The sequence below is a fragment of the Actinorectispora metalli genome (assembly GCF_056323685.1).
In genome coordinates this window covers 2,442,431-2,460,253 of record NZ_JBREYE010000001.1, presented here as the reverse complement: position 1 = coordinate 2,460,253, position 17,823 = coordinate 2,442,431, and the positions used below count along the sequence as shown (strand labels likewise).

General features: G+C 69.3%; 23 protein-coding genes. 11 read left to right on the top strand and 12 right to left on the bottom strand.

All coding sequences use genetic code 11. The features are described 5' to 3' along the window. Positions 1–159 precede the first annotated feature (159 nt). Genes ACU6XJ_RS11500 through ACU6XJ_RS11490 form a run of 3 tightly spaced genes read left to right on the top strand, consistent with a single transcriptional unit; the run spans position 160 to position 2,008 of the window. The gene (locus ACU6XJ_RS11500) at positions 160–1,266 is read left to right on the top strand and encodes a glycerophosphodiester phosphodiesterase (protein WP_476309577.1); all 1,107 of its coding nucleotides are present in this window, start codon (positions 160–162) and stop codon (positions 1,264–1,266) included. 40 nt (positions 1,267–1,306) lie between these two features. Next, entirely contained in the window at positions 1,307–1,519 is a 213-nt protein-coding gene (locus ACU6XJ_RS11495; protein WP_476309575.1) for a hypothetical protein, read from the top strand. 54 nt (positions 1,520–1,573) lie between these two features. Continuing rightward, complete coding sequence (locus tag ACU6XJ_RS11490; protein ID WP_476309572.1) at positions 1,574–2,008, top strand: GNAT family N-acetyltransferase; 435 nt, start codon at positions 1,574–1,576, stop codon at positions 2,006–2,008. On the opposite strand, the gene ACU6XJ_RS11485 is transcribed toward ACU6XJ_RS11490, so the two are convergent. From ACU6XJ_RS11485 to ACU6XJ_RS11460, 6 genes are all read right to left on the bottom strand, one after another. Continuing rightward, positions 1,962–3,092, bottom strand: coding sequence for an LLM class flavin-dependent oxidoreductase (locus ACU6XJ_RS11485; RefSeq protein WP_476309569.1), 1,131 nt, complete (start codon positions 3,090–3,092; stop codon positions 1,962–1,964). The genes ACU6XJ_RS11490 and ACU6XJ_RS11485 overlap by 47 nt on opposite strands. Further along, the gene (locus tag ACU6XJ_RS11480; RefSeq protein ID WP_476309566.1) at positions 3,089–4,117 is read right to left on the bottom strand and encodes an ABC transporter substrate-binding protein; all 1,029 of its coding nucleotides are present in this window, start codon (positions 4,115–4,117) and stop codon (positions 3,089–3,091) included. Before ACU6XJ_RS11480 ends, ACU6XJ_RS11485 begins: the two co-directional genes overlap by 4 nt. Beyond that, positions 4,104–4,814: an ABC transporter ATP-binding protein gene (locus tag ACU6XJ_RS11475; RefSeq protein WP_476313944.1), complete on the bottom strand. Its 711-nt coding sequence runs from the start codon at positions 4,812–4,814 to the stop codon at positions 4,104–4,106. Before ACU6XJ_RS11475 ends, ACU6XJ_RS11480 begins: the two co-directional genes overlap by 14 nt. Further along, the gene (locus tag ACU6XJ_RS11470; RefSeq protein ID WP_476309563.1) at positions 4,811–5,650 is read right to left on the bottom strand and encodes an ABC transporter permease; all 840 of its coding nucleotides are present in this window, start codon (positions 5,648–5,650) and stop codon (positions 4,811–4,813) included. Before ACU6XJ_RS11470 ends, ACU6XJ_RS11475 begins: the two co-directional genes overlap by 4 nt. Before the next feature lie 151 nt (positions 5,651–5,801). After that, positions 5,802–5,882: a putative leader peptide gene (locus tag ACU6XJ_RS11465; RefSeq protein ID WP_476313942.1), complete on the bottom strand. Its 81-nt coding sequence runs from the start codon at positions 5,880–5,882 to the stop codon at positions 5,802–5,804. An 81-nt stretch (positions 5,883–5,963) separates the two neighbouring features. Next, a complete protein-coding gene (locus ACU6XJ_RS11460; RefSeq protein WP_476309562.1) occupies positions 5,964–7,253 on the bottom strand; it encodes an adenylosuccinate synthase in 1,290 nt (429 codons plus the stop codon). Between the two features lie 89 nt (positions 7,254–7,342). On the opposite strand from ACU6XJ_RS11460, the gene ACU6XJ_RS11455 reads away from it, so the two are divergent. The 3 genes from ACU6XJ_RS11455 to ACU6XJ_RS11445 all read left to right on the top strand — a co-directional run bounded on the left by ACU6XJ_RS11455 (position 7,343) and on the right by ACU6XJ_RS11445 (position 9,195). Then, positions 7,343–8,026 (top strand): hypothetical protein, encoded by a 684-nt coding sequence (locus tag ACU6XJ_RS11455; RefSeq protein ID WP_476309560.1) that lies wholly within the window; start codon positions 7,343–7,345, stop codon positions 8,024–8,026. Between the two features lie 309 nt (positions 8,027–8,335). Continuing rightward, a complete protein-coding gene (locus ACU6XJ_RS11450; protein WP_476313940.1) occupies positions 8,336–8,935 on the top strand; it encodes an HNH endonuclease family protein in 600 nt (199 codons plus the stop codon). A gap of 11 nt (positions 8,936–8,946) precedes the next feature. Further along, complete coding sequence (locus ACU6XJ_RS11445) at positions 8,947–9,195, top strand: hypothetical protein (RefSeq protein ID WP_476309558.1); 249 nt, start codon at positions 8,947–8,949, stop codon at positions 9,193–9,195. Positions 9,196–9,271: 76 nt separating this feature from the next. On the opposite strand, the gene ACU6XJ_RS11440 is transcribed toward ACU6XJ_RS11445, so the two are convergent. From ACU6XJ_RS11440 to fbaA, 5 genes are all read right to left on the bottom strand, one after another. Continuing rightward, complete coding sequence (locus ACU6XJ_RS11440; RefSeq protein WP_476309555.1) at positions 9,272–10,351, bottom strand: FUSC family protein; 1,080 nt, start codon at positions 10,349–10,351, stop codon at positions 9,272–9,274. Between the two features lie 317 nt (positions 10,352–10,668). Further along, on the bottom strand, positions 10,669–11,337 hold the full coding sequence (locus ACU6XJ_RS11435; RefSeq protein ID WP_476309552.1) for an SRPBCC family protein: 669 nt from the start codon (positions 11,335–11,337) through the stop codon (positions 10,669–10,671). A gap of 27 nt (positions 11,338–11,364) precedes the next feature. Further along, positions 11,365–11,790: a DUF3151 domain-containing protein gene (locus ACU6XJ_RS11430; RefSeq protein ID WP_476309550.1), complete on the bottom strand. Its 426-nt coding sequence runs from the start codon at positions 11,788–11,790 to the stop codon at positions 11,365–11,367. Positions 11,791–11,835: 45 nt separating this feature from the next. Next, complete coding sequence (locus ACU6XJ_RS11425; RefSeq protein WP_476309547.1) at positions 11,836–12,474, bottom strand: TetR/AcrR family transcriptional regulator C-terminal domain-containing protein; 639 nt, start codon at positions 12,472–12,474, stop codon at positions 11,836–11,838. Positions 12,475–12,685: 211 nt separating this feature from the next. Beyond that, positions 12,686–13,720 carry a class II fructose-bisphosphate aldolase gene (gene fbaA / locus ACU6XJ_RS11420; protein ID WP_476309544.1) on the bottom strand — a complete coding sequence of 345 codons (1,035 nt, stop codon included), beginning with the start codon at positions 13,718–13,720 and terminating at the stop codon, positions 12,686–12,688. 153 nt (positions 13,721–13,873) lie between these two features. On the opposite strand from fbaA, the gene ACU6XJ_RS11415 reads away from it, so the two are divergent. Continuing rightward, entirely contained in the window at positions 13,874–14,158 is a 285-nt protein-coding gene (locus ACU6XJ_RS11415; RefSeq protein WP_476309542.1) for a DUF427 domain-containing protein, read from the top strand. A gap of 773 nt (positions 14,159–14,931) precedes the next feature. Here the strand turns inward: ACU6XJ_RS11415 and ACU6XJ_RS11410 are convergent. After that, entirely contained in the window at positions 14,932–15,213 is a 282-nt protein-coding gene (locus tag ACU6XJ_RS11410) for a YciI family protein (RefSeq protein ID WP_476309539.1), read from the bottom strand. Between the two features lie 85 nt (positions 15,214–15,298). On the opposite strand from ACU6XJ_RS11410, the gene ACU6XJ_RS11405 reads away from it, so the two are divergent. From ACU6XJ_RS11405 to ACU6XJ_RS11390, 4 genes are all read left to right on the top strand, one after another. Continuing rightward, positions 15,299–15,892, top strand: coding sequence for a SigE family RNA polymerase sigma factor (locus ACU6XJ_RS11405; protein ID WP_476309537.1), 594 nt, complete (start codon positions 15,299–15,301; stop codon positions 15,890–15,892). Between the two features lie 83 nt (positions 15,893–15,975). Continuing rightward, positions 15,976–16,908: an ROK family protein gene (locus ACU6XJ_RS11400; protein ID WP_476309534.1), complete on the top strand. Its 933-nt coding sequence runs from the start codon at positions 15,976–15,978 to the stop codon at positions 16,906–16,908. Then, complete coding sequence (locus tag ACU6XJ_RS11395; protein ID WP_476309532.1) at positions 16,905–17,117, top strand: hypothetical protein; 213 nt, start codon at positions 16,905–16,907, stop codon at positions 17,115–17,117. Before ACU6XJ_RS11400 ends, ACU6XJ_RS11395 begins: the two co-directional genes overlap by 4 nt. 36 nt (positions 17,118–17,153) lie before the next feature. Continuing rightward, positions 17,154–17,819: a VTT domain-containing protein gene (locus ACU6XJ_RS11390; protein ID WP_476309530.1), complete on the top strand. Its 666-nt coding sequence runs from the start codon at positions 17,154–17,156 to the stop codon at positions 17,817–17,819. Positions 17,820–17,823 lie beyond the last annotated feature (4 nt).

Genomic DNA, 17,823 nt, shown 5'->3' with positions numbered 1-17,823 from the left:
GGTTGCCGTTCACCACACCGTCGTCTTTCCGCCATCGGGCCGCTAGCGCACGGTCGCACTCTGCGGAAAGAGTTGGTACGCCGACCGCTGGGGGCCGGCTGCCCGATTTCACCAGAACAGAGGGGCTGACCTGTGTCGTCCACTTCACGGCTGAGAGGCATGTCCCGGCTTGCCATCGCCGCTCTCGCCACCACGACCCTGCTCGCGGGTGTGCCGCTGATCTCGGCCTCCGCCGCTCCCGCCGCCTCCGGCGAGAAGGTGGGTCTCGTCGTCGTCGGCCACCGCGGCGCCTCCGGGTACCGCCCCGAGCACACGCTGGCCAGCTACGAGTTGGCGGCGCGGATGGGCGCCGACTACATCGAGCCGGACCTGGTGTCCACCAAGGACGGTGTGCTCGTCGCCCGCCACGAGAACGAGATCAGCGCCACCACCGACGTCTCGGCGCGGCCGGAGTTCGCCGACCGCAAGGTCACCAAGACCATCGACGGCTCTCCGCTGACCGGCTGGTTCACCGAGGACTTCACGCTCGCCGAGCTCAAGACGCTGCGCGCCAAGGAACGCATCCCGCAGATCCGGCCGCGCAACACCCTCTACGACGGCCGGTACCAGGTGCCGACGCTCCAAGAGGTCATCGACCTGGCCAAGAAGCTGTCCAGGGAGCTGCGCCGGGACATCGGCATCTACCCGGAGACCAAGCACCCCACCTACTTCCAGCAGATCAAGCTTCCGCTGGAACCCGCGCTGGTGCGGGCCCTCAACCGCAACGGCCTCAACCACCCCAGGGCCAAGGTGTTCGTGCAGTCCTTCGAGGTGAGCAACCTCAAGGAGCTGCGCAAGCAGCTGCGGGTGCCGCTGGTGCAGCTGGTTTCCGCGGCGGGCGCGCCCTACGACTTCGTGGTGGCTGGTGACAAGCGCACCTACGCCGACCTGATCAAGCCCGCGGGCCTGAAGGAGATCGCGGGTTACGCCTCGGGTCTCGGCCCGGAGAAGGCCCTGATCATCCCGCGCGACGCCAAGGGCTTCCTCACCAAGCCGACCACCCTGGTCTCCGACGCGCACGCGGCGAAGCTGGTGGTGCACCCGTGGACGTTCCGCAACGAGAACAGCTTCCTGCCCGCCGACCACCGCTCGTCGACGGACCCGGCCGCCTACGGCAACGCCTTCGCCGAGTACGAGGTCTTCCTCAAGACCGGCATCGACGGACTGTTCTCGGACAACCCCGACACCGCGGTCGAGGCCGGCAACTCCCTTCGTCACGCAGCCTGATCCGCAGATCGCCCGCACACCAACGGGATGGCGTGATGTGATGTCGGTTCTTGCACGTCACATCACGCTTCCGGGCGGAGCGGTGAAGGAGCCGGACGCCGACTCGGCGGGGATCGACGACCGTCAACGGAAGAAGCGCTGCCGGGACTGCGACTGCAACCCCTGCGACCTCGGCGCATTGCTGGCCTGCGAGCTGGGCGCCTGCAACCTGCTCCACCTGTCGACGCTGCTCGCCCTGTCGGCGCCTCCCTGAGGGACACCGGCGCTTAGGGTGGAGCTCTGACCGGAACTTTCGGGAGGGACTGGGGTGGCGGAGTTCGAGATCAGTGACGACCGGGGCCGCATCGACGTGGATGTGGTCCACCGGTATCTCAGCGAGGAGTCCTACTGGGCGAAGGGCGTCGGGCGGGAGACCGTCGAGCGGTCGATCGAGAACTCGGACTGCCTCGGCGTCTATGACCAGGACGGGGCGATGATCGGGTTCGCCCGGCTGGTCACCGACCGGACCACCTTCGCCTGGCTGGCGGATGTGTTCGTGCTGGACGGCCACCGCGGCCGGGGGATCGGCAAGGCCGTGGTGGAGGCCGCGCTGGACCGGGCGAAGGGCTATGGGGTCCGCAGGGTCATGCTGGCCACCGCGGATGCCCATGAGCTCTACCGGGGGTACGGCTTCGCCGACATCCCCGACGGGCGGTTCATGCAACTGCCGCTGGTGAGCTGGCGGGCTCAGCAGCAGGACTGAGCAGGCCCTTCGCGGCCAGCAGCGGGCGAACGCCCTCGCCGAACCAGTAGGCCTCCTCCAGGTGCGGGTAGCCGGAGAAGATGAACTCCTCGATGCCGATCGAGTGGTACTCGGCGATCCGCTCGGCGACCTCGGCGTGGCTGCCGACCAGCGCCGTGCCCGCCCCGCCGCGGACCAGGCCGATGCCTGCCCACAGGTTCGGGTGGATCTCCAGGTTGGCGCTGCTCCCGCCGTGCAGCGCCACCATCCGCCGCTGGCCGACGGACTCGCTGGCGGCAAGCTTCTCCTGCGCCCGCCGGATCGCGGCCGGGTCAAGGCCCGCGAGCAGCCGGTCGGCCTCGGCCCACGCCTGCTCGGAGGTGTCGCGGCTGATCACGTGCAGGCGGATGCCGAACCGGAGTTCGCGGCCGTGGTCGGCGGCGAGTGTGCGCACCGCCTCGATCTTCTCCCGGACCTGCGCGGGCGGTTCGCCCCAGGTCAGGTAGACGTCGGCATGGCGGGCCGCGACCGGAAGCGCCGCAGCGGAGGAGCCGCCGAAGTACACCTGCGGCACCGGGTCCGGCGGCAGCGCCACGGTGGCGCCCGCGGTGCGGTAGTACCGGCCGTCGAAGTCCAGCGGCCGCCCGGTCCAGGTGGCGCGGACGATCTCCAGGAACTCGTCGGTGCGCGCGTACCGCTCGTCGTGGTCCAGCCAGTCGCCGAAACGCCGCTGCTCGAGCGCGTCGCCGCCGGTGACCACGTTGAGCAGCAGCCGTCCTCGGGAGATGCGCTGGTAGGTGGCGGCCATCTGGGCGGCCAGCGTCGGTGACAGCACGCCGGGGCGGAAGGCCACCAGGAACTTCAGCCGCTCGGTGTGCGCGAGCAGGGCCGCCGTGGTCAGCCAGGCGTCCTCGCACCAGGTGCCGGTGGGGGTGAGCACCCCGGTGAAGCCCTGTTGCTCTGCGGCCCTGGCCACCTGCGCCAGGTAGTCGATGTCCGGGTCGCGGGCCACCGACGATGACCGCTCGGTGGCGGAGTGGAACACGTCCACCACCCCGCGGCCGTCCCCCGCGGTCGGCAGGAACCAGTGCAGGGTGATGCTCATCGGCCAACTCCGTTCTGTGCGTGCACGTCCTGTTCGAACCGGGTGTCGACGAAGTCCGCGAAGCGGATGCGGCCGGGCAGCACCCCCGCGTCGGCGAAGGCGTCGGCAAGTTGCTGCTGGGACTGGGTCAGCGCGTCGTCCAGGGGGGTGGGCAGCGCGATGCCCCGGTCGGCCGCCGCCTTGGCCACCTCAGGTGCCAGCCCCGTCTCCCGCGACCACACCTCCGACCGCTCACCGCGGTGGGCGTCGGCGAACCGCTCCGCTTTGGCCAGGCGGATCAGGAAGTCCTTCAGCGCGGTGTTGCGGGCGGCGTCGGCCAGCGCGGCGTTGCTCGCCACGTGGAAGCCGTAGCCGTTGCTGAGTCCGGTGCCGTCGACAAGCTGCCGGGCGCCCGCCTGGAGCAGCGCCTGCGAGGTGTAGGGGTCCCACACCGACCAGGCGTCGATCCGCCGCTGGGTGAACGCGGCGTAGGCGTCGGCGGGGGTGAGGTAGGCGATGGTGACGTCGGTGGGCCGCAGGCCTGCCTTCTTCAGTGCGTTGAGCAGCACGCCGTGCGCCGAGCTTCCCTTGGCGACGCCGATCGTCTTGCCGCGCAGGCCCGCCAGGTCGCGGAGATCGGAGCCCGCGGGTACCAGGATGCCGTCGCCCTTGACCTGGTTACGGGTGGCGCCGACGACGGAGACCTTCGCCTTGGCAGCGGCGGCGAAGATCGGCGGGGTGTTGCCGACGGTGCCGATGTCGATGGCGCCCGCGGCGGCGGCCTCCAGCAGCGGCGGCCCGAACGCGAAGGTGGACCACTCGATCCGGTACGGGAGGTCGTCAAGCTGCCCGGCCGCCACCAACAGCGACCGGTCGCCGCCTTTCTGGTCGCCGACTCGCAGCGTCACCTTCGCCAATTCCCCGGCGCCCACCGCCGCGGGCACGGTCCGGTCCGGCGCGGGTTTTTCGGCGCCGCAGCCCGCTCCGAAGATGCCGGTCAGCATCACCACCATCGCGGCGATGCCCAGCCGCCTACGCCGCCGCATGATCGCTCACCCCCAGGTCGGCCAACAGCTGCCCGCGCAGACCGGACAGCGCCGAACGGCGCCGCGGGCGCGGCTGGTGCACGGTGTGCTCGGCGATGATCCGGCCACCGCCGAGCACCAGCACCCGGTCGGCCAGGGTCAGTGCCTCGTCGATGTCGTGGGTGACCAGCAGTACCGCGGGCGAATGCCGCTGCCACAGGTCGGCGACGAGGTGGTGCGTCGTCAGGCGGGTCAGCGCGTCGAGCGCGCCGAACGGCTCGTCCAGCAACAGCAGTTCGGGCCGCCGGATCAACGCCCTGGCCAGCGACACGCGCTGGGCCTCACCGCCGGAGAGGGTCAGCGGCCAGGCGTCGGTGTGGCCCGCCAGTCCCACCTCGTCCAAGGCCTGCCTGGCGATCGCGCGGCCCGCCGGGCGAAGGCCGAGGGTCACGTTCTGCCAGACGCGGCGCCACGGCAGCAGCCGCGGCTCCTGGAACGCCACCGCGACCGAGCCGGGCACCGACAGCCGGGTCGCGGTGAAGTCCCGGCCCGCCTCGTCCAGGCCCGCCAGCGCGCGCAGCAGGGTGGACTTGCCCGAGCCGCTGCGGCCCAGCAGCGCGACGAACTCGCCGCGGGCGATGGTCAGGTCCAGGCCGTCCAACACCGTGCGCGGGCCGAAAGCCCTGGTGAGGCCCCGGATCTCCACGGCATTGCTCAGGCCGGAGTCAGCTGGGGTCGCCACCGCAGTGCCCTCCTTTCCACCAGCCGGACGAGCGCGTCGGTGGCCAGGCCCAGCAGGGCGTAGACCAGCAGGCCGACCACGATCACATCGGTGCGCAGAAAGTCCCTGGCGTTGTTGATCAGGTAGCCGAGACCCGCTTCGGCGTTGACCTGCTCGCCGACGATCAGCGACAGCCAGGCGATGCCCAGGCTCTGCCGAAGGCCGACCAGGGTCTGCGGCAGCGCGGCGGGGAACACCACGTGCCGGATGCGTTCGACGGGCGTGAGACCGAGCACCGTGGCCGCCTCCAGCAGACGGATATCGGTGCCCTTGATCGCGGCGTGCACGTTCAGGTACAGGGGCAGGCTCACGCCGAGGACGACCAGCGCGATCTTGGGTGGCTCGCCGATGCCGAACCACAGGATGAACAGCGGGATCAGGCCGAGGAACGGCAACGTGCGGAGCATCTGCACGGGCGGGTCGAGGAGCACCTCGCCCCACCGGGACAGGCCCGAGGCCAAGCCGAGCAGCAGCCCGGCCGCCGCGCCGATGGCGAAGCCGATCAGCACGCGCCGCAGCGAGACGGCGAAGGCCTCCGGGAGGTCGCCGCTGAGCGTCAGGTCCCAGACCGCGAGCAGGATCGCGTCGGGGCCCGCCAGCTTGTCGGCGGGCAGCAAGCCCGTACCGCTCGCGAACTGCCAGGCCGCCAGGATGCCCAGCGGGTTCAGCCAGCGCAGCGCCCAGCCGGGCAGGCCGCGCCGGGGAGTGGGGATGGTGACGGGGGTGGCGGGAACGGTCGGGGGAGGCTTTTCCAACAGCGGTGTCGTCGACACCTTGGCTCCTCACACAATGGCGCGCGGATACGCCGGGAAATGCGCGCGATGAATGCGACAAAAGGGAGTGCCAAAGAATCCGGCGAGCTGGAACTCAGCCGAACAGAAAAGAGATGCGGGCCACAGCAGACGCGATTGCGTCAGCGGGCGATCAAGAAGCGCAACAGACCGCGCTGGCCTGCCGTCGGAGGTCGACGTGCAGCCGCGCCACCAGATCACAGCGCTTATTCACGAGTCGATCGTGACACGGGGCGGCGGCGGTGTCAACGAACCGGAGTTCGACACCGCCGCACAGACATAATTGACGCAAAATTCAGCCGACGAGTGAATGCCGCACGATTGTCTGCTCCCGGCCGGGGCCGACGCCGACGACGGAAATGCGCGCGCCGGAAAGCTCCTCGAGCCGTGCGATGTAGGACCGCGCGTTGGCGGGCAACTCGTCGAAGTCGCGGCAGCGGCTGATGTCCTCCCACCAGCCGGGCAACTCCTCGTACACCGGGATGGCGTGGTGCAGGTCGGTCTGCGTCATCGGCATCTCCTCGACCCGCTGCCCGTCCACCTCGTAGGCGACGCAGACCGGCACCTTCTCCAGCCCGGACAACACGTCCAGCTTGGTGAGGAAGTAGTCGGTGATGCCGTTGACCCGCGAGGCGTAGCGCGCGATCACCGCGTCAAACCAGCCGGTGCGCCGGGAGCGGCCGGTGGTGACGCCGAACTCGCCGCCGGTCTTGCGCAGCCGCTCCCCGGACTCGTCGTGCAGTTCGGTCGGGAACGGGCCGGAGCCGACGCGGGTGGTGTAGGCCTTCAGGATGCCCACCACCGTGGTGATGCGGGTGGGGCCGATGCCCGAGCCCGCGCAGGCGCCGCCGGAGGTCGGGTTGGAGGAGGTGACGAAGGGATAGGTGCCGTGGTCGACGTCCAGCAGCGTGCCCTGCGAGCCTTCCAGCAGCACGTTCTCGCCGCGCTCCAGCGCCTGGTTGAGCAGCAGGCGGGTGTCGGCGATGCGGTGCGAGAAGTGGGCTCCCTGCTCCAGCACCTTGTCGACGACCTCGTCCGCGTCCAGCGCGCGACGGTTGTAGGCCTTCACCAGCACCTGGTTCTTGAAGTCCAGGGCGGCTTCGACCTTCTGCCGCAGGATCTTCTCGTCCAGCAGGTCCTGCACGCGCACCCCGACGCGGGCGACCTTGTCCTGGTAGCAGGGCCCGATGCCGCGACCGGTGGTGCCGATCTTGGCCTTGCCCAGGTAGCGCTCGGTGACCTTATCGATGGCCACGTGGTACGGCATGATCAGATGCGCGTCGGCGGAGAGCAGCAGCCGCGAGGTGTCCACGCCGCGACCCTCCAGGCCCGCGAGTTCCTCCAGCAGCACACCGGGGTCGATCACCACGCCGTTGCCGATCACGTTGGTGACGCCGGGGGTGAGGATGCCGGACGGGATGAGGTGCAGGGCGAAGTCCTGGCCGTCGGGAAGGACGACGGTGTGGCCCGCGTTGTTGCCACCCTGGTATCGCACGACCCACTGCACCTGCTCGCCGAGCAGGTCGGTGGCCTTACCCTTGCCCTCATCGCCCCACTGGGCTCCGATGACGACGATCGCAGGCAATGTGAGACTCCCCGTTGTCAGCCGTGACCCAGGGCCGAGCCGGCTACTGGGTGAGATGCCGGTGCACGAGGGTAATCCAGGAGTCTTGTGTGGACACGGTCGCATTGGCCTGCGGAAACACCGTCGGGGACACAGCGTACGACTTGTTGACGGAGAGTAGTCGGTTCGCGGTGACCGAGGTGTCCGCGCTGCCCGGTCGGGACACCGTCGACCCGGTGCTCGCCACGCTCGCCGGTCGCCGTCTCGTGGTGCTCGGAACCGATGCTGACCTGGCCTGCGTGGTGCTGCGACTGCTCCGAAAAGAGCTGTTGAGCGAGGTTGTGGTGGGTTTCGTGCCCGCGCGGGCAAAATCACCGGCCGCCCGGCTGTGGGGCCTGCCACAGTCCACCCCGGAGGCCGTGGAGATCGCCCGGTCGGGCGATCCTGATCTTGTTCCGGTGATTCGGGACGATGTCGGCGGCGTGCTGCTCGGCCTTGGCGTGATTGGGCCAGTTCAGGGCGTGGCCTACTGCGACGACGAAGTGGTGCTGCGCGGGCCTGCCGACCGGCTTGAGGTCCGGCCGGATTCGGCGGGTGTCGCGGTGCGGGTGACGCGCCGCAAGCTGTTCGGCACGCGGGTGTCGGAGGCCCGCGGGCGCGCTGTGCAGATCGGCTGCGAACCGGCCACCGTCCTCTCGGACGGGATGGCGCATCCGCGGCCGATGGAGCGCTGGACGTGGTATCGCCACACCGAGGATCTTCGGCTGGCGCGCGGGCCCGCCAAACACGCATAACCCGAATGGCCTTATAGCGAAACACTTTTCGGCTGGACGTGAGGGTTTGGCAACCAGGAAAATCATTACCCGAGCCCAGCTCGTAATGGTTACTGAGTCTTATAGATCAATCCATGTGCGCGACATCAGGCGGTCCGTCTGACGCAACTGTGATGGCGGACGGTCGATAAGTCCCATCCGTCACTCGCAGAGCTGGGGCTGCGCGACGGTCAGGCTTCGCAGACCGCTGGTTGCCCTGGGCTGCAAGGACATCCGGAGGCTGCTTTGCTCGCCACCCGTATCCTGCGCCGCGTCCTGCCCGCCGCGCTGATGGCCGCCGCACTCGCGGCGACCGCCAGCAGCCCGGCAAGCGCCACCCCGCCCAACATCCCGAGCAAGTCCACGGCCCAGGCGGAGCTCAACGCGCTGACCGTGGCCACCGAGGGCTCCATGACGGGCTACTCCCGCGACCTCTTCCCGCACTGGATCACCATCTCGGGCGCGTGCAACACCCGCGAGACGGTGCTCAAGCGCGACGGCAGCGGCGTCGTCACCGACAGCAGCTGCGCCGCGACCTCGGGCAGCTGGTACAGCCCCTACGACGGCGCGACCTGGCACGCGGCGTCCGATGTGGACATCGACCACATCGTGCCGCTGGCCGAGGCCTGGCGTTCCGGTGCGAGTTCGTGGACCACGAGCACGCGCCAGTCCTTCGCCAACGACCTGAGCCGCCCGCAGCTGATCGCGGTCACCGACGACGTCAACCAGGCCAAGGGCGACAAGGACCCCTCGGCGTGGAAGCCGTCCCTGACGGGCTACCACTGCACCTACTCGAAGATGTGGATCCGCACCAAGTACCACTGGGGCCTCAAGCTCCAGTCCGCGGAGAAGTCCGCTCTGCAGAGCATGCTGAACACCTGCTCCTCCTGAAAGATGCGGGCATGGCCGAGCTGAGCTCCACCGTCAAGACCGTGCCCGGCGTGCTGACCGACGAGGTCGGCACCGTCTCCGGCGACCTGGAACTGCGCACCACCTGTGACAGCGAGGGCAACCTCCGCGCCACGGTTCGCTATCCCGGGACGTCGGAGTGGTACTCCGTGACCGGAGCGTCGTGCAGGCTGCACGACCCCCGCGACCACGAGGTCATGCACACCCTGCTGGTGAACCTCTCCACCCGCCCACTCGGGTAGCGTCCAAACTCCGACTTGGTGTCCTAAGTCCAGATATAACGTCGTCATTTTCAGACTGAGGACACCAAGTCGGGGGTCAGGTGTTGATGGCGGGGAGGGCGGCGATGGCCTCCTCGCGGGTGGCGCCGGTGGCGCGAAGCAGGTCGATGATGATCGAGCGGACCTGGGCATAGACGACGCGGGTGGAGAAGCCGTCGTCGTCGGCGAGGTGGGCGCCGATCAGGCCGGCGGCGGCGGTGATCACGCGGCGGGCGCGCAGGGGTGGTTCGCCCGCGGCGAGGTCGTCGCGGAGCACGAGGACGCCCTTGGCCACCTGGCGGAGCACCGAGGCGAGTTCGGCGGGCACATGTTCGCCGTCGCGCAGGGCCGCCAGCGTCCGGCGGGCCAGCACCCTGGTGTTGCGCAGCGCGTGGTCCACCTGGACCGCGGCCTCCAGGTAACGGTCCAGTTCGCGGCGGCGAGGCCAGCGCAGCGGGGCGAAGGTGGCGATCTCCCTGCTGGAGGCCAGCGCCGAATACGCCTGCTCCACGGCGGCCTGCGTGCTGCGGGCCTTGGACAGCACCTCGGCGGCTTGGCGCGGGTCGTCCCAAGCGATGGCGTCGGCGACGCCGCCCAGCGCGTCGGCGAGTTCGCCGAGGACCACCCTGGCGTGGCGGTGCGCGACGCGGATGGGGTTGGCGGGCAGCAGGGAGAACACCAGCAGGCCGATCACGCCGCCGACCATGGCGTCCACGAAGCGGTCCAGTCCGCCCGCCGCTCCTGGCGGCAGCAGGGTGGCGACCAGCACCGCGGAAGTGCCCGACTGCATGACGATCACCGAGCCGCGGTCCAGCATGACCGCCACCGTCATCGCGGCGGCCACCACCAGGATGATCTGCCAGGTTCCCGAGCCGATCACGCTGATCACCAGGTCGCCGATGGCGATGCCGACGGCCACCCCCACGATGAGCTCCACGACGCGGCGAAGCTGCTGGCCGAAGGAGACGCCGATGCTGATCACGGCCGCGATCGGGGCGAAGAACGGACGGGCGTGGCCGACCAGCTCGGTGGCCACCAGCCAGGCAAGGCCCGCGGCGACGGCGCACTGGAGGATGGGGAGCGCGGACCGCGATAGCCGCTGGTACCGGGACTGCAGCTGATCCTTCAGTGACCGCACGCGCTCAATGTGCCAGGTTCTCACCTTTCAGGCACGTGATCGCGACGCAGACCATCCCGTCGGCGAACTCAGCCGGGCCGAGACCGCGAGAAGCCGAAGGCGCCCGGTGTGCAAGCGGGCCCGGCCGGTCTCAAGGCCCCGGCACCAAGTGCGGATGCCGCTCCAGTGGGTCGAACCATGGCCCGGTCGATCGCGGTCGGGTCCTCTCCCGGATCAACGCAGGTCGCCGCGGCGGCTCACCGCGGACGAGCCGCTCCTGGCCTCGCGTGCGGCCAGGAGCGGTGCATCTCGTCGCGCAACACCGCGCGGTGGAGCGTTCAGCCCGCCTGGCGGCGGCGCAACCGCAGGACGAGCAGCAGCATGGCGGCGGCGCCCGCGGCGAGCAGGCCAGGCAGGGCGTTGGTGCGGGGCGCCGGGGCCGGCACCGCCCACCGCTCCTCCGGCGTGGTGGCCCTGCGCCGCAACAGCTCCAGCCGCAGTGCCTTCAGGCCCTGCCGCATGGCCCATTCGTGGTTGGCGGCGAAGACCGGTTTGAGCAGGCGGGAGAAGCGCCGGAGCAGCGGCTTGTCCGCCAGCACCCGCCAGACCCAGACCACCTCGACCTCGTCGCCGTGCTGGGTCAGCTCGTAGCTGCCGGTGCCGACGAAGTCGCCCCAAGCCCGGAACACGCAGCGCCGGTCGTCGATCTCCACGATCTGGAAGCGCCAGCGCAGCGTGTAGGGCAGCCAGCCGGTGGTGTACAGCGAGATGATCTTGCCGCGACCGTCATCGTCGCCCGGCTCAAGCTGGTCGACGTTGATGTAGACCGACGGCCACCAGCGCGGCATTTCGGTCGGGTCGGCGAAGATGTCGCGGATCTCCGCGACCGTGCCGCGGGTCCGCCACACCGTGCGGAACGAGTAGTAGTTGCTCCCGCCGGGCTCCTCACCGGGAGGGTCCAGCGGCAGTTCGTTGATCTTCTCCGGTGGTACCGCGAGGTCGCTCATGCCGCCTCCATGGCAGATGGGGTGCGCTCAGGCCAGACCAAGCAGGCGGGCCGCCTCCGGGTCGCAGTCGGCTACGAAGTCCCGGCACCGCTTGGCCTCGTCGTCCTCGCCGATCGACTCCGCCGCCTTGGACAGCGCGGCCAGCGCCCGCAGGAAGCCGCGGTTGGGAGCGTGCGACCACGGCACCGTGCCGTGGCCCTTCCAGCCCGCCCGGCGAAGCTGGTCCAGCCCCCGGTGGTAGCCGGTGCGGGCGAAGGCGTAGGCGGACACGTCCTGACCGGTCTCCAGCGAACGCTCGGCCAGCGCCGCCCAGGCCGCGCAGAAGTCGGGATGCGCCCTGGCCACCTCGGTCGGGTCGGCGCCGCCGTCGAGATCCGCCTGCGGCTGCGGGCGCTCGGGAAGTTGGGTGGGTTCGGGGCCGAGAAGGTTGCCGTGCAAGCTCATGCCCGACATCCTGCCGGACAGCGCTGTCTGTGTGCTGGGTCTATCGGGCGATCGTCAGCCGTTCATCCTGACGCGCAGCCCCGCCAGCACCAACTCGAGTTCGGCGTCGAACATCAGGCGCTGGTTCTCCACCGGATCGCCCTTATCGGTTTCCTGCAGCATGCCGATCCACTCACCGAGGTGAGGGTAGTCCTCGAAGCTCATCTCCTGCCCCGATTCTTCAAGGCCCTCCCAGTCCTGGTGCTGGGCCCTGGTCTGCTCCTGGAGCACGAAGCCGGTCACCAGGCTGGTGACCATGTCGGCGCCGTAGCCCGCGACATCCAGCGCGGCCCCGCCGGAGCGGACCGCGCCGATCATGGCGTTCATGAACAGCAGTGCGTTGGGGCCTGCCGCGTAGCCGACGATCAGCCGGGCCCCGTCGCGGTGGTTGAGCATGGCCGCCCGAAGCCCGCGGGCCAGGCCCGCGACCTGCTCGTGCCACTGGCCTGTCAGGGGCGCCACCGGCAGGGCCTCGCCGAGGATACGTTCGGCCACCGCGTTGAGGAGCACGCGCTTGTTCTCGACGTGCCAGTACAGCGCGCCCGCCCGGACACCCAGCTTGTCGGCGAGCCGCCGGGTGCTCAGATCGTCCAGCCCCGTCTCGTCGAGCAGTTCCAGCGCCGCGTTGATGACATCGGCCTTGCGCAACGGCATCGTCGAGCTCCAACCCGGGTTTCGATCGCATCTCGCCGGGGCCACGGCCTTGATACTTGAACACCGCCCAAGTAACTTTGGCGACGACCCACCTGAACACTGTTCAGGGAGTGTAGATCGGGGAGTGCCGGAAGAAGAAGCAGCGGAAGAGCCGGCCGCGGCAACACTGGGGGTGGACGGCTCTCCCGCTGCTCGTCGTATCCGCGGTTGATCAGCCCGCGAGCATCCGACCGGCGGACTTGAGGTCCTCACAGGCCTTCGCGACGCGTGCGGCCATCGCCTGCTCGGCGGCCTTGAGGTAGCTGCGCGGGTCGTAGACCTTCTTGTTGCCGACCTCGCCGTCGATCTTCAGCACACCGTCGTAGTTGCTGAACATGTGCGCCGCGATGGGACGGGTGAAGGCGTACTGGGTGTCGGTGTCGATGTTCATCTTGACCACGCCATAGGACAGCGCCTCGTGGATCTCCTCGAGCAGCGAGCCGGAGCCGCCGTGGAAGACCAGGTCGAACGGCTTGGCGCCCGCGGGCTGCCCAAGCTTGTCGGCGACGACCTCCTGGCCCTGCTTGAGGATCTCCGGACGCAGCTTGACGTTGCCCGGCTTGTAGACGCCGTGCACGTTGCCGAAGGTGGCGGCCAGCAGGTAGCGGCCCTTCTCACCCGCGCCCAGCGCCTCGACGGTGCGCAGGTAGTCGTCGGCGGAGGTGTAGAGCTTCTCGTTGATCTCGTTGGCGACGCCGTCCTCCTCGCCGCCGACCACACCGACCTCGATCTCCAGGATGATGTTGGCCTTGGCGCAGCGGTCCAGCAGATCGGTGGCGATCTGGAGGTTCTCCTCCAGCGGCACCGCCGAGCCGTCCCACATGTGCGACTGGAACAGCGGGTTCTCGCCGCGGGCGACCCGCTCCTCGGACACCGCGATCAGCGGGCGGACGAAGCCGTCCAGCTTGTCCTTGGGGCAGTGGTCGGTGTGCAGGGCGATGTTCACCGGGTACTTGGCGGCCACCACGTGGGCGAACTCGGCCAGCGCGACCGCGCCGGTGGCCATGTCCTTGAGCTTGGTGCCGGACAGGAACTCGGACCCACCCGTGGAAACCTGGATGATGCCGTCGCTCTCGGCCTCCGCGAAGCCGCGCAGCGCGGCGTTGAGCGTCTCCGACGACGTGACGTTGATGGCGGGGTAGGCGAACTCGTTCGCCTTCGCCCGGTCCAGCATCTCGGCGTAGACCTCGGGGCTGGCGATGGGCATCGAATCGTCCTCCTCAGGCAGCGCGACGGCTGGTTGCAGCGCTGTGCTGCGATGTGGTGCATCCTAAGCCGCTGCCGCACCTCGCTGTCCCCTCTGGGCCAGGCCGCGAAGATCGACCGGTCCGACCCGGGAAAGCCGTGGATACTCGGTGACATGGCCACTGCCACCTGGAACGGAAAGGTCCTCGCGGAGAGTGAGGACACCGTCATCGTCGAGGGAAACCACTACTTTCCACCGGAATCGGTCAATCACAAGTTCCTGCGCGCCTCGGAAACCCACTCCGTGTGCCCGTGGAAGGGAACGGCGAGCTACTACACCGTGGTCGTCGACGGGGAGGAGAACCCGGACGCCGCGTGGTATTACCCGGAGCCCAAAGCCGAAGCGGGCAACATCAAGGATCACCTCGCGTTCTGGCGCGGCGTGACCGTTCAGGACTGAGCATTTGCGCGAGAGGTGGGCGCCGGAGTACCCGGCGCCCACCTCGTATCGTGTGTCGTTACAGCCGCCGGCGGTGGCATTGGTGCTGATGCGGACCCCGATGGTCGACAATGCCGGAAATACCGGGCACGAATATCCGACGCGGTATTTTCGGAGCGGCGACTATATCGACTTCCAACCATCGCGGCGCTTTTAGTCGCTTTTGCCTGCAACTTCGCGCAGTTGTCTTTACCTGCGGAACTCACGGTATCGGGCGACTGCATTCCGCAGCGGCCAACGTCATCAGGGGAGCGGAAGCCTCGCCTGTGCGGCCGCGTACCGGGCGGGATCGGGCCGCACGGTGCATTTCTCGGAATCGCGAAAGAGATGTCACCCTCAGTTTCACAGGACCACCTCGTCACGCGCCGGATTCTGAGCGCTCAGGACCGCACTCCCGTAGGCCACTCCGCATTTGCCACGGCGCAATCGCGCGAAAACGCCGTCCTGTGGGTTCGATCACACGATGGGATGAGTTTTTACGCCCGTGTCGACAGATCACAGGGAGATAAATTCGAAACCGATTGGGCTCGCCGCGATCCGAGCCGTTGATCTACCAGCGGAAACGGCCCAAATAGGACAGTCCACGCCGGACCGGAGGCGTCCTAACAGCGGCTATCACCAACCGTACGTGATCAACTACCTGGAGTACCGTGGCCGCACCGTGATTTTGGTCGGTCATGGCAGTTATCTCGGTGAGGGGCACACAAGGGCAGGTGTGCCCCTTCCGGGAAACCTCACCGCACCCAGCAGCCGGTGACCGGATTCCATTCACGGATCGTGGTCTCTCCGATCACGCCCGCCGCCGTGTACGGGTCCTCGGCGAGCACCCGCTCCAGTTCCGCCTCATCAGCCACGTCGTAGACCAGCAGGGCGCCCCGCTGGTCGAGGTACGGGCCCGCGGCGAGCACCTTGTTCTCCGCGGCGAGTCCCCGCAGGTACGCCCGGTGCGTTTCGACGTGCTTCTTGCGCTCCTCGGCGTCGACCGCGAAAACCCACTCCACCGTGAACCGTGCCACTGATCCTCCTCCGCCAGACCCGACGCGGGTGTCTTTACCAGAACACGCGAGACCGCTGCGACCTGACGTGGGTAAGGTCGTCCTCGTGAAAGAGGGGTGGACCACGGTGGGACAGGAAGTCGAGCCGGTCGAGCAGACGGTGGAGCGCACGCTCGGCCATATCCGCACGCTCGACGCCGAGCCCGCCGCGGCACCGACCCCGGCACTGACCTTGGAAGACCTGTACCGACAGCACCGGATGCGGATGGTTCGGCTCGCGGTGCTGCTGGTGGACGACGCGGCCACCGCGGAGGACGTCGTGCAGGAGGCCTTCACCGGGCTGCACCGGCACTGGGCGCAACTGCGCGATGCGGCCGCGGCGGTCGGGTACCTGCGCACCGCGGTGGTCAACGGCAGCCGTTCGGTGCTGCGCAGGCGCAAAACCGCCCGCGACTACACGCCCCCGCACGCGACAACGGCCCGCTCGGCGGAGTCGCTGGCGATGCTGACCGCCGAGCACCAGGCCGTGGTGGCGGCGCTGGGCAAGCTGCCGCCGCGGCAGCGCGAGGTGCTGGTGCTGCGGTACTACGGAGGGCTGTCCGAAATGGAGATCGCCGACGCGACCGGCATCTCCCGCGGCACGGTGAAGTCCACCGCGAGCCGGGCCCTGGACGCGCTGCAGAAGATCATGGCGGGCTGAATTCCGGCTGATTCCGCGGTTTCGCCCTTTCATAACGGTTCAGCTCTCGACCTGCGGCGGAAGCCGGCGCAAGATTTCCAGACGTGGCCAACACCAGGTACGTGATCGCGGTCGACGTCGGCGGCACCGACACCAAAGCGGCGCTCGTCAGCGCGAACAACGGCAGAACGACCGTGCTCCGAGAGCACCGCATCCCCACCGCCAAGGCCGACACCGGCATGGCCACCGCGCTGGCCGTCGTTGACTCGGTGGTCGCCACGGTCCAGTCGTTCCGCAGCCAGTTCGACTTCCCGGTCACGGCGGTCGGCGTCGTGGTGCCCGGCGTGGTCGACGAGGCCACCGGCACCGGGGTGTTCTCGGCGAACCTGGGCTGGCGGAACGTGGCCTTCCAGCCGCTGCTCACCGAACGCACCGGCCTGCCGATCGCCTTCGGCCACGACGTGCGGGCCGCGGGTCTGGCCGAGGCCAGGCTGGGCGCCGCCAGGGGACTCACCGACGCGGTCGTGCTGCCGATCGGTACCGGCATCGCGGGCGCGCTGCTGCTCGGCGGCCGGATGTACTCCGCGGACGGCTTCGGTGGCGAGATCGGCCATATCGACGTCGGGCACGGCGAGCCCTGCGGCTGCGGCTCGACCGGCTGTCTGGAGGCGGTGGCGTCCTCGGCCGCGGTCGCCCGTCGGTACTCGCAGCGCGCGGGCAGGACCGTTCCCGGTGCGGCGGATGTGGTGGCCGCGATGCGGGACGGCGACCCGATCGCAGCCGAGATCTGGGCGGAGGCCGTCGAGGCGCTGGCGAAGGGCATCCTGGTGGTGGCGGCGCTGCTCGGGCCGCAGGCGGTCATCCTCGGCGGCGGGCTGGCCAGGGCGGGCGCGTTGCTGACCGAACCGCTGGGCCGCAGGCTGGATGAACTGGTTACCTTCCACCGGCGGCCGGAACTGCGGCTCGCGGAGCTGGGTGACACCGCGGGCTGCCTCGGGGCGGCCCTGCTGGCCCTCGACCTGTTGGAGGAGCGATGAGCGAAGACCCGGAGCGCCTGTTGAAGGAGGCGCTGCGGGCGCAGGCGGTGAACTCCTCCGGCACCGCCTACCCCACCGTGGCCCCGCAGTGGCAGCCCTCCGCGCAGCGGACCGCCCGGCGGGAGCCCGCGGGCCGGTGGGTGTTGCTGCTGGCGGTGGGCCTCGGACTGGCGGCGGGTGTGGTCGCCGCCATCATCACGATCCTCTGACCGGGCACACAGGATGCCCCTGTACCGTTGACAACCGTGACGAGCGTCCTCGCCTCTGCCACCGCCAACCAGGCCAGCCTGCTCGAATGGCTGGACCCCGAGTACATCATCCGTGCTCTCGGCCCGTTCGCCCTGATCGGCGTGTGCCTGATCATCTTCGCCGAGTGCGGGCTGCTCGTCGGGTTCTTCCTGCCCGGTGACTCGCTGCTGTTCGTCGCGGGCCTCGCGGTCGCGACCGGTGCCATCGGCACCCCGATCTGGCTGGTCTGCATCCTGCTGGTGATCTGCGCGGTGCTGGGCAACGTGGTCGGGTACTGGATCGGCTACCGGGCCGGGCCCGCGCTGTTCAACAAGCCCAACTCGCGGCTGTTCAAGAAGGAGTACGTCGCCAAGACGCACGAGTTCTTCGAGCGCTACGGCACCAAGGCGATCGTTCTCGGCCGGTTCGTGCCGATCGTGCGGACCTTCATCACCGCGATGGCGGGTGTGGGCCGGATGGACGCCCGCAAGTACTTCACGTTCTCCATCATCGGCGGTGTGGCCTGGGCCGCGGGCGTGACGCTGCTGGGCTTCGCGCTGGGCAACATCCCGTTCGTGAAGAACAACCTCGAAGCGATGATCATCGGAATAGTGGTGCTGTCGATCCTGCCGATCATCATCGAGACGTTCCGCGAGCGCCGCAAGGCCCGCGCCGCCGCCTAGGCAG

Bases quoted from the DNA above. Each gene is read 5' to 3' on its own strand.
- ACU6XJ_RS11485 (WP_476309569.1), bottom strand. From the start codon at position 3,092: ATGAGCATCACCCTGCACTGGTTCCTGCCGACCGCGGGGGACGGCCGC.
- ACU6XJ_RS11415 (WP_476309542.1), top strand. From the start codon at position 13,874: ATGGCCACTGCCACCTGGAACGGAAAGGTCCTCGCGGAGAGTGAGGAC.
- fbaA (WP_476309544.1), bottom strand. From the start codon at position 13,720: ATGCCCATCGCCAGCCCCGAGGTCTACGCCGAGATGCTGGACCGGGCG.
- ACU6XJ_RS11435 (WP_476309552.1), bottom strand. From the start codon at position 11,337: ATGAGCGACCTCGCGGTACCACCGGAGAAGATCAACGAACTGCCGCTG.
- ACU6XJ_RS11395 (WP_476309532.1), top strand. From the start codon at position 16,905: ATGAGCGAAGACCCGGAGCGCCTGTTGAAGGAGGCGCTGCGGGCGCAG.
- ACU6XJ_RS11495 (WP_476309575.1), top strand. From the start codon at position 1,307: ATGTCGGTTCTTGCACGTCACATCACGCTTCCGGGCGGAGCGGTGAAG.
- ACU6XJ_RS11430 (WP_476309550.1), bottom strand. From the start codon at position 11,790: ATGTCGGGCATGAGCTTGCACGGCAACCTTCTCGGCCCCGAACCCACC.
- ACU6XJ_RS11450 (WP_476313940.1), top strand. From the start codon at position 8,336: ATGGCCGCCGCACTCGCGGCGACCGCCAGCAGCCCGGCAAGCGCCACC.
- ACU6XJ_RS11480 (WP_476309566.1), bottom strand. From the start codon at position 4,117: ATGCGGCGGCGTAGGCGGCTGGGCATCGCCGCGATGGTGGTGATGCTG.
- ACU6XJ_RS11500 (WP_476309577.1), top strand. From the start codon at position 160: ATGTCCCGGCTTGCCATCGCCGCTCTCGCCACCACGACCCTGCTCGCG.
- ACU6XJ_RS11425 (WP_476309547.1), bottom strand. From the start codon at position 12,474: ATGCCGTTGCGCAAGGCCGATGTCATCAACGCGGCGCTGGAACTGCTC.
- ACU6XJ_RS11445 (WP_476309558.1), top strand. From the start codon at position 8,947: ATGGCCGAGCTGAGCTCCACCGTCAAGACCGTGCCCGGCGTGCTGACC.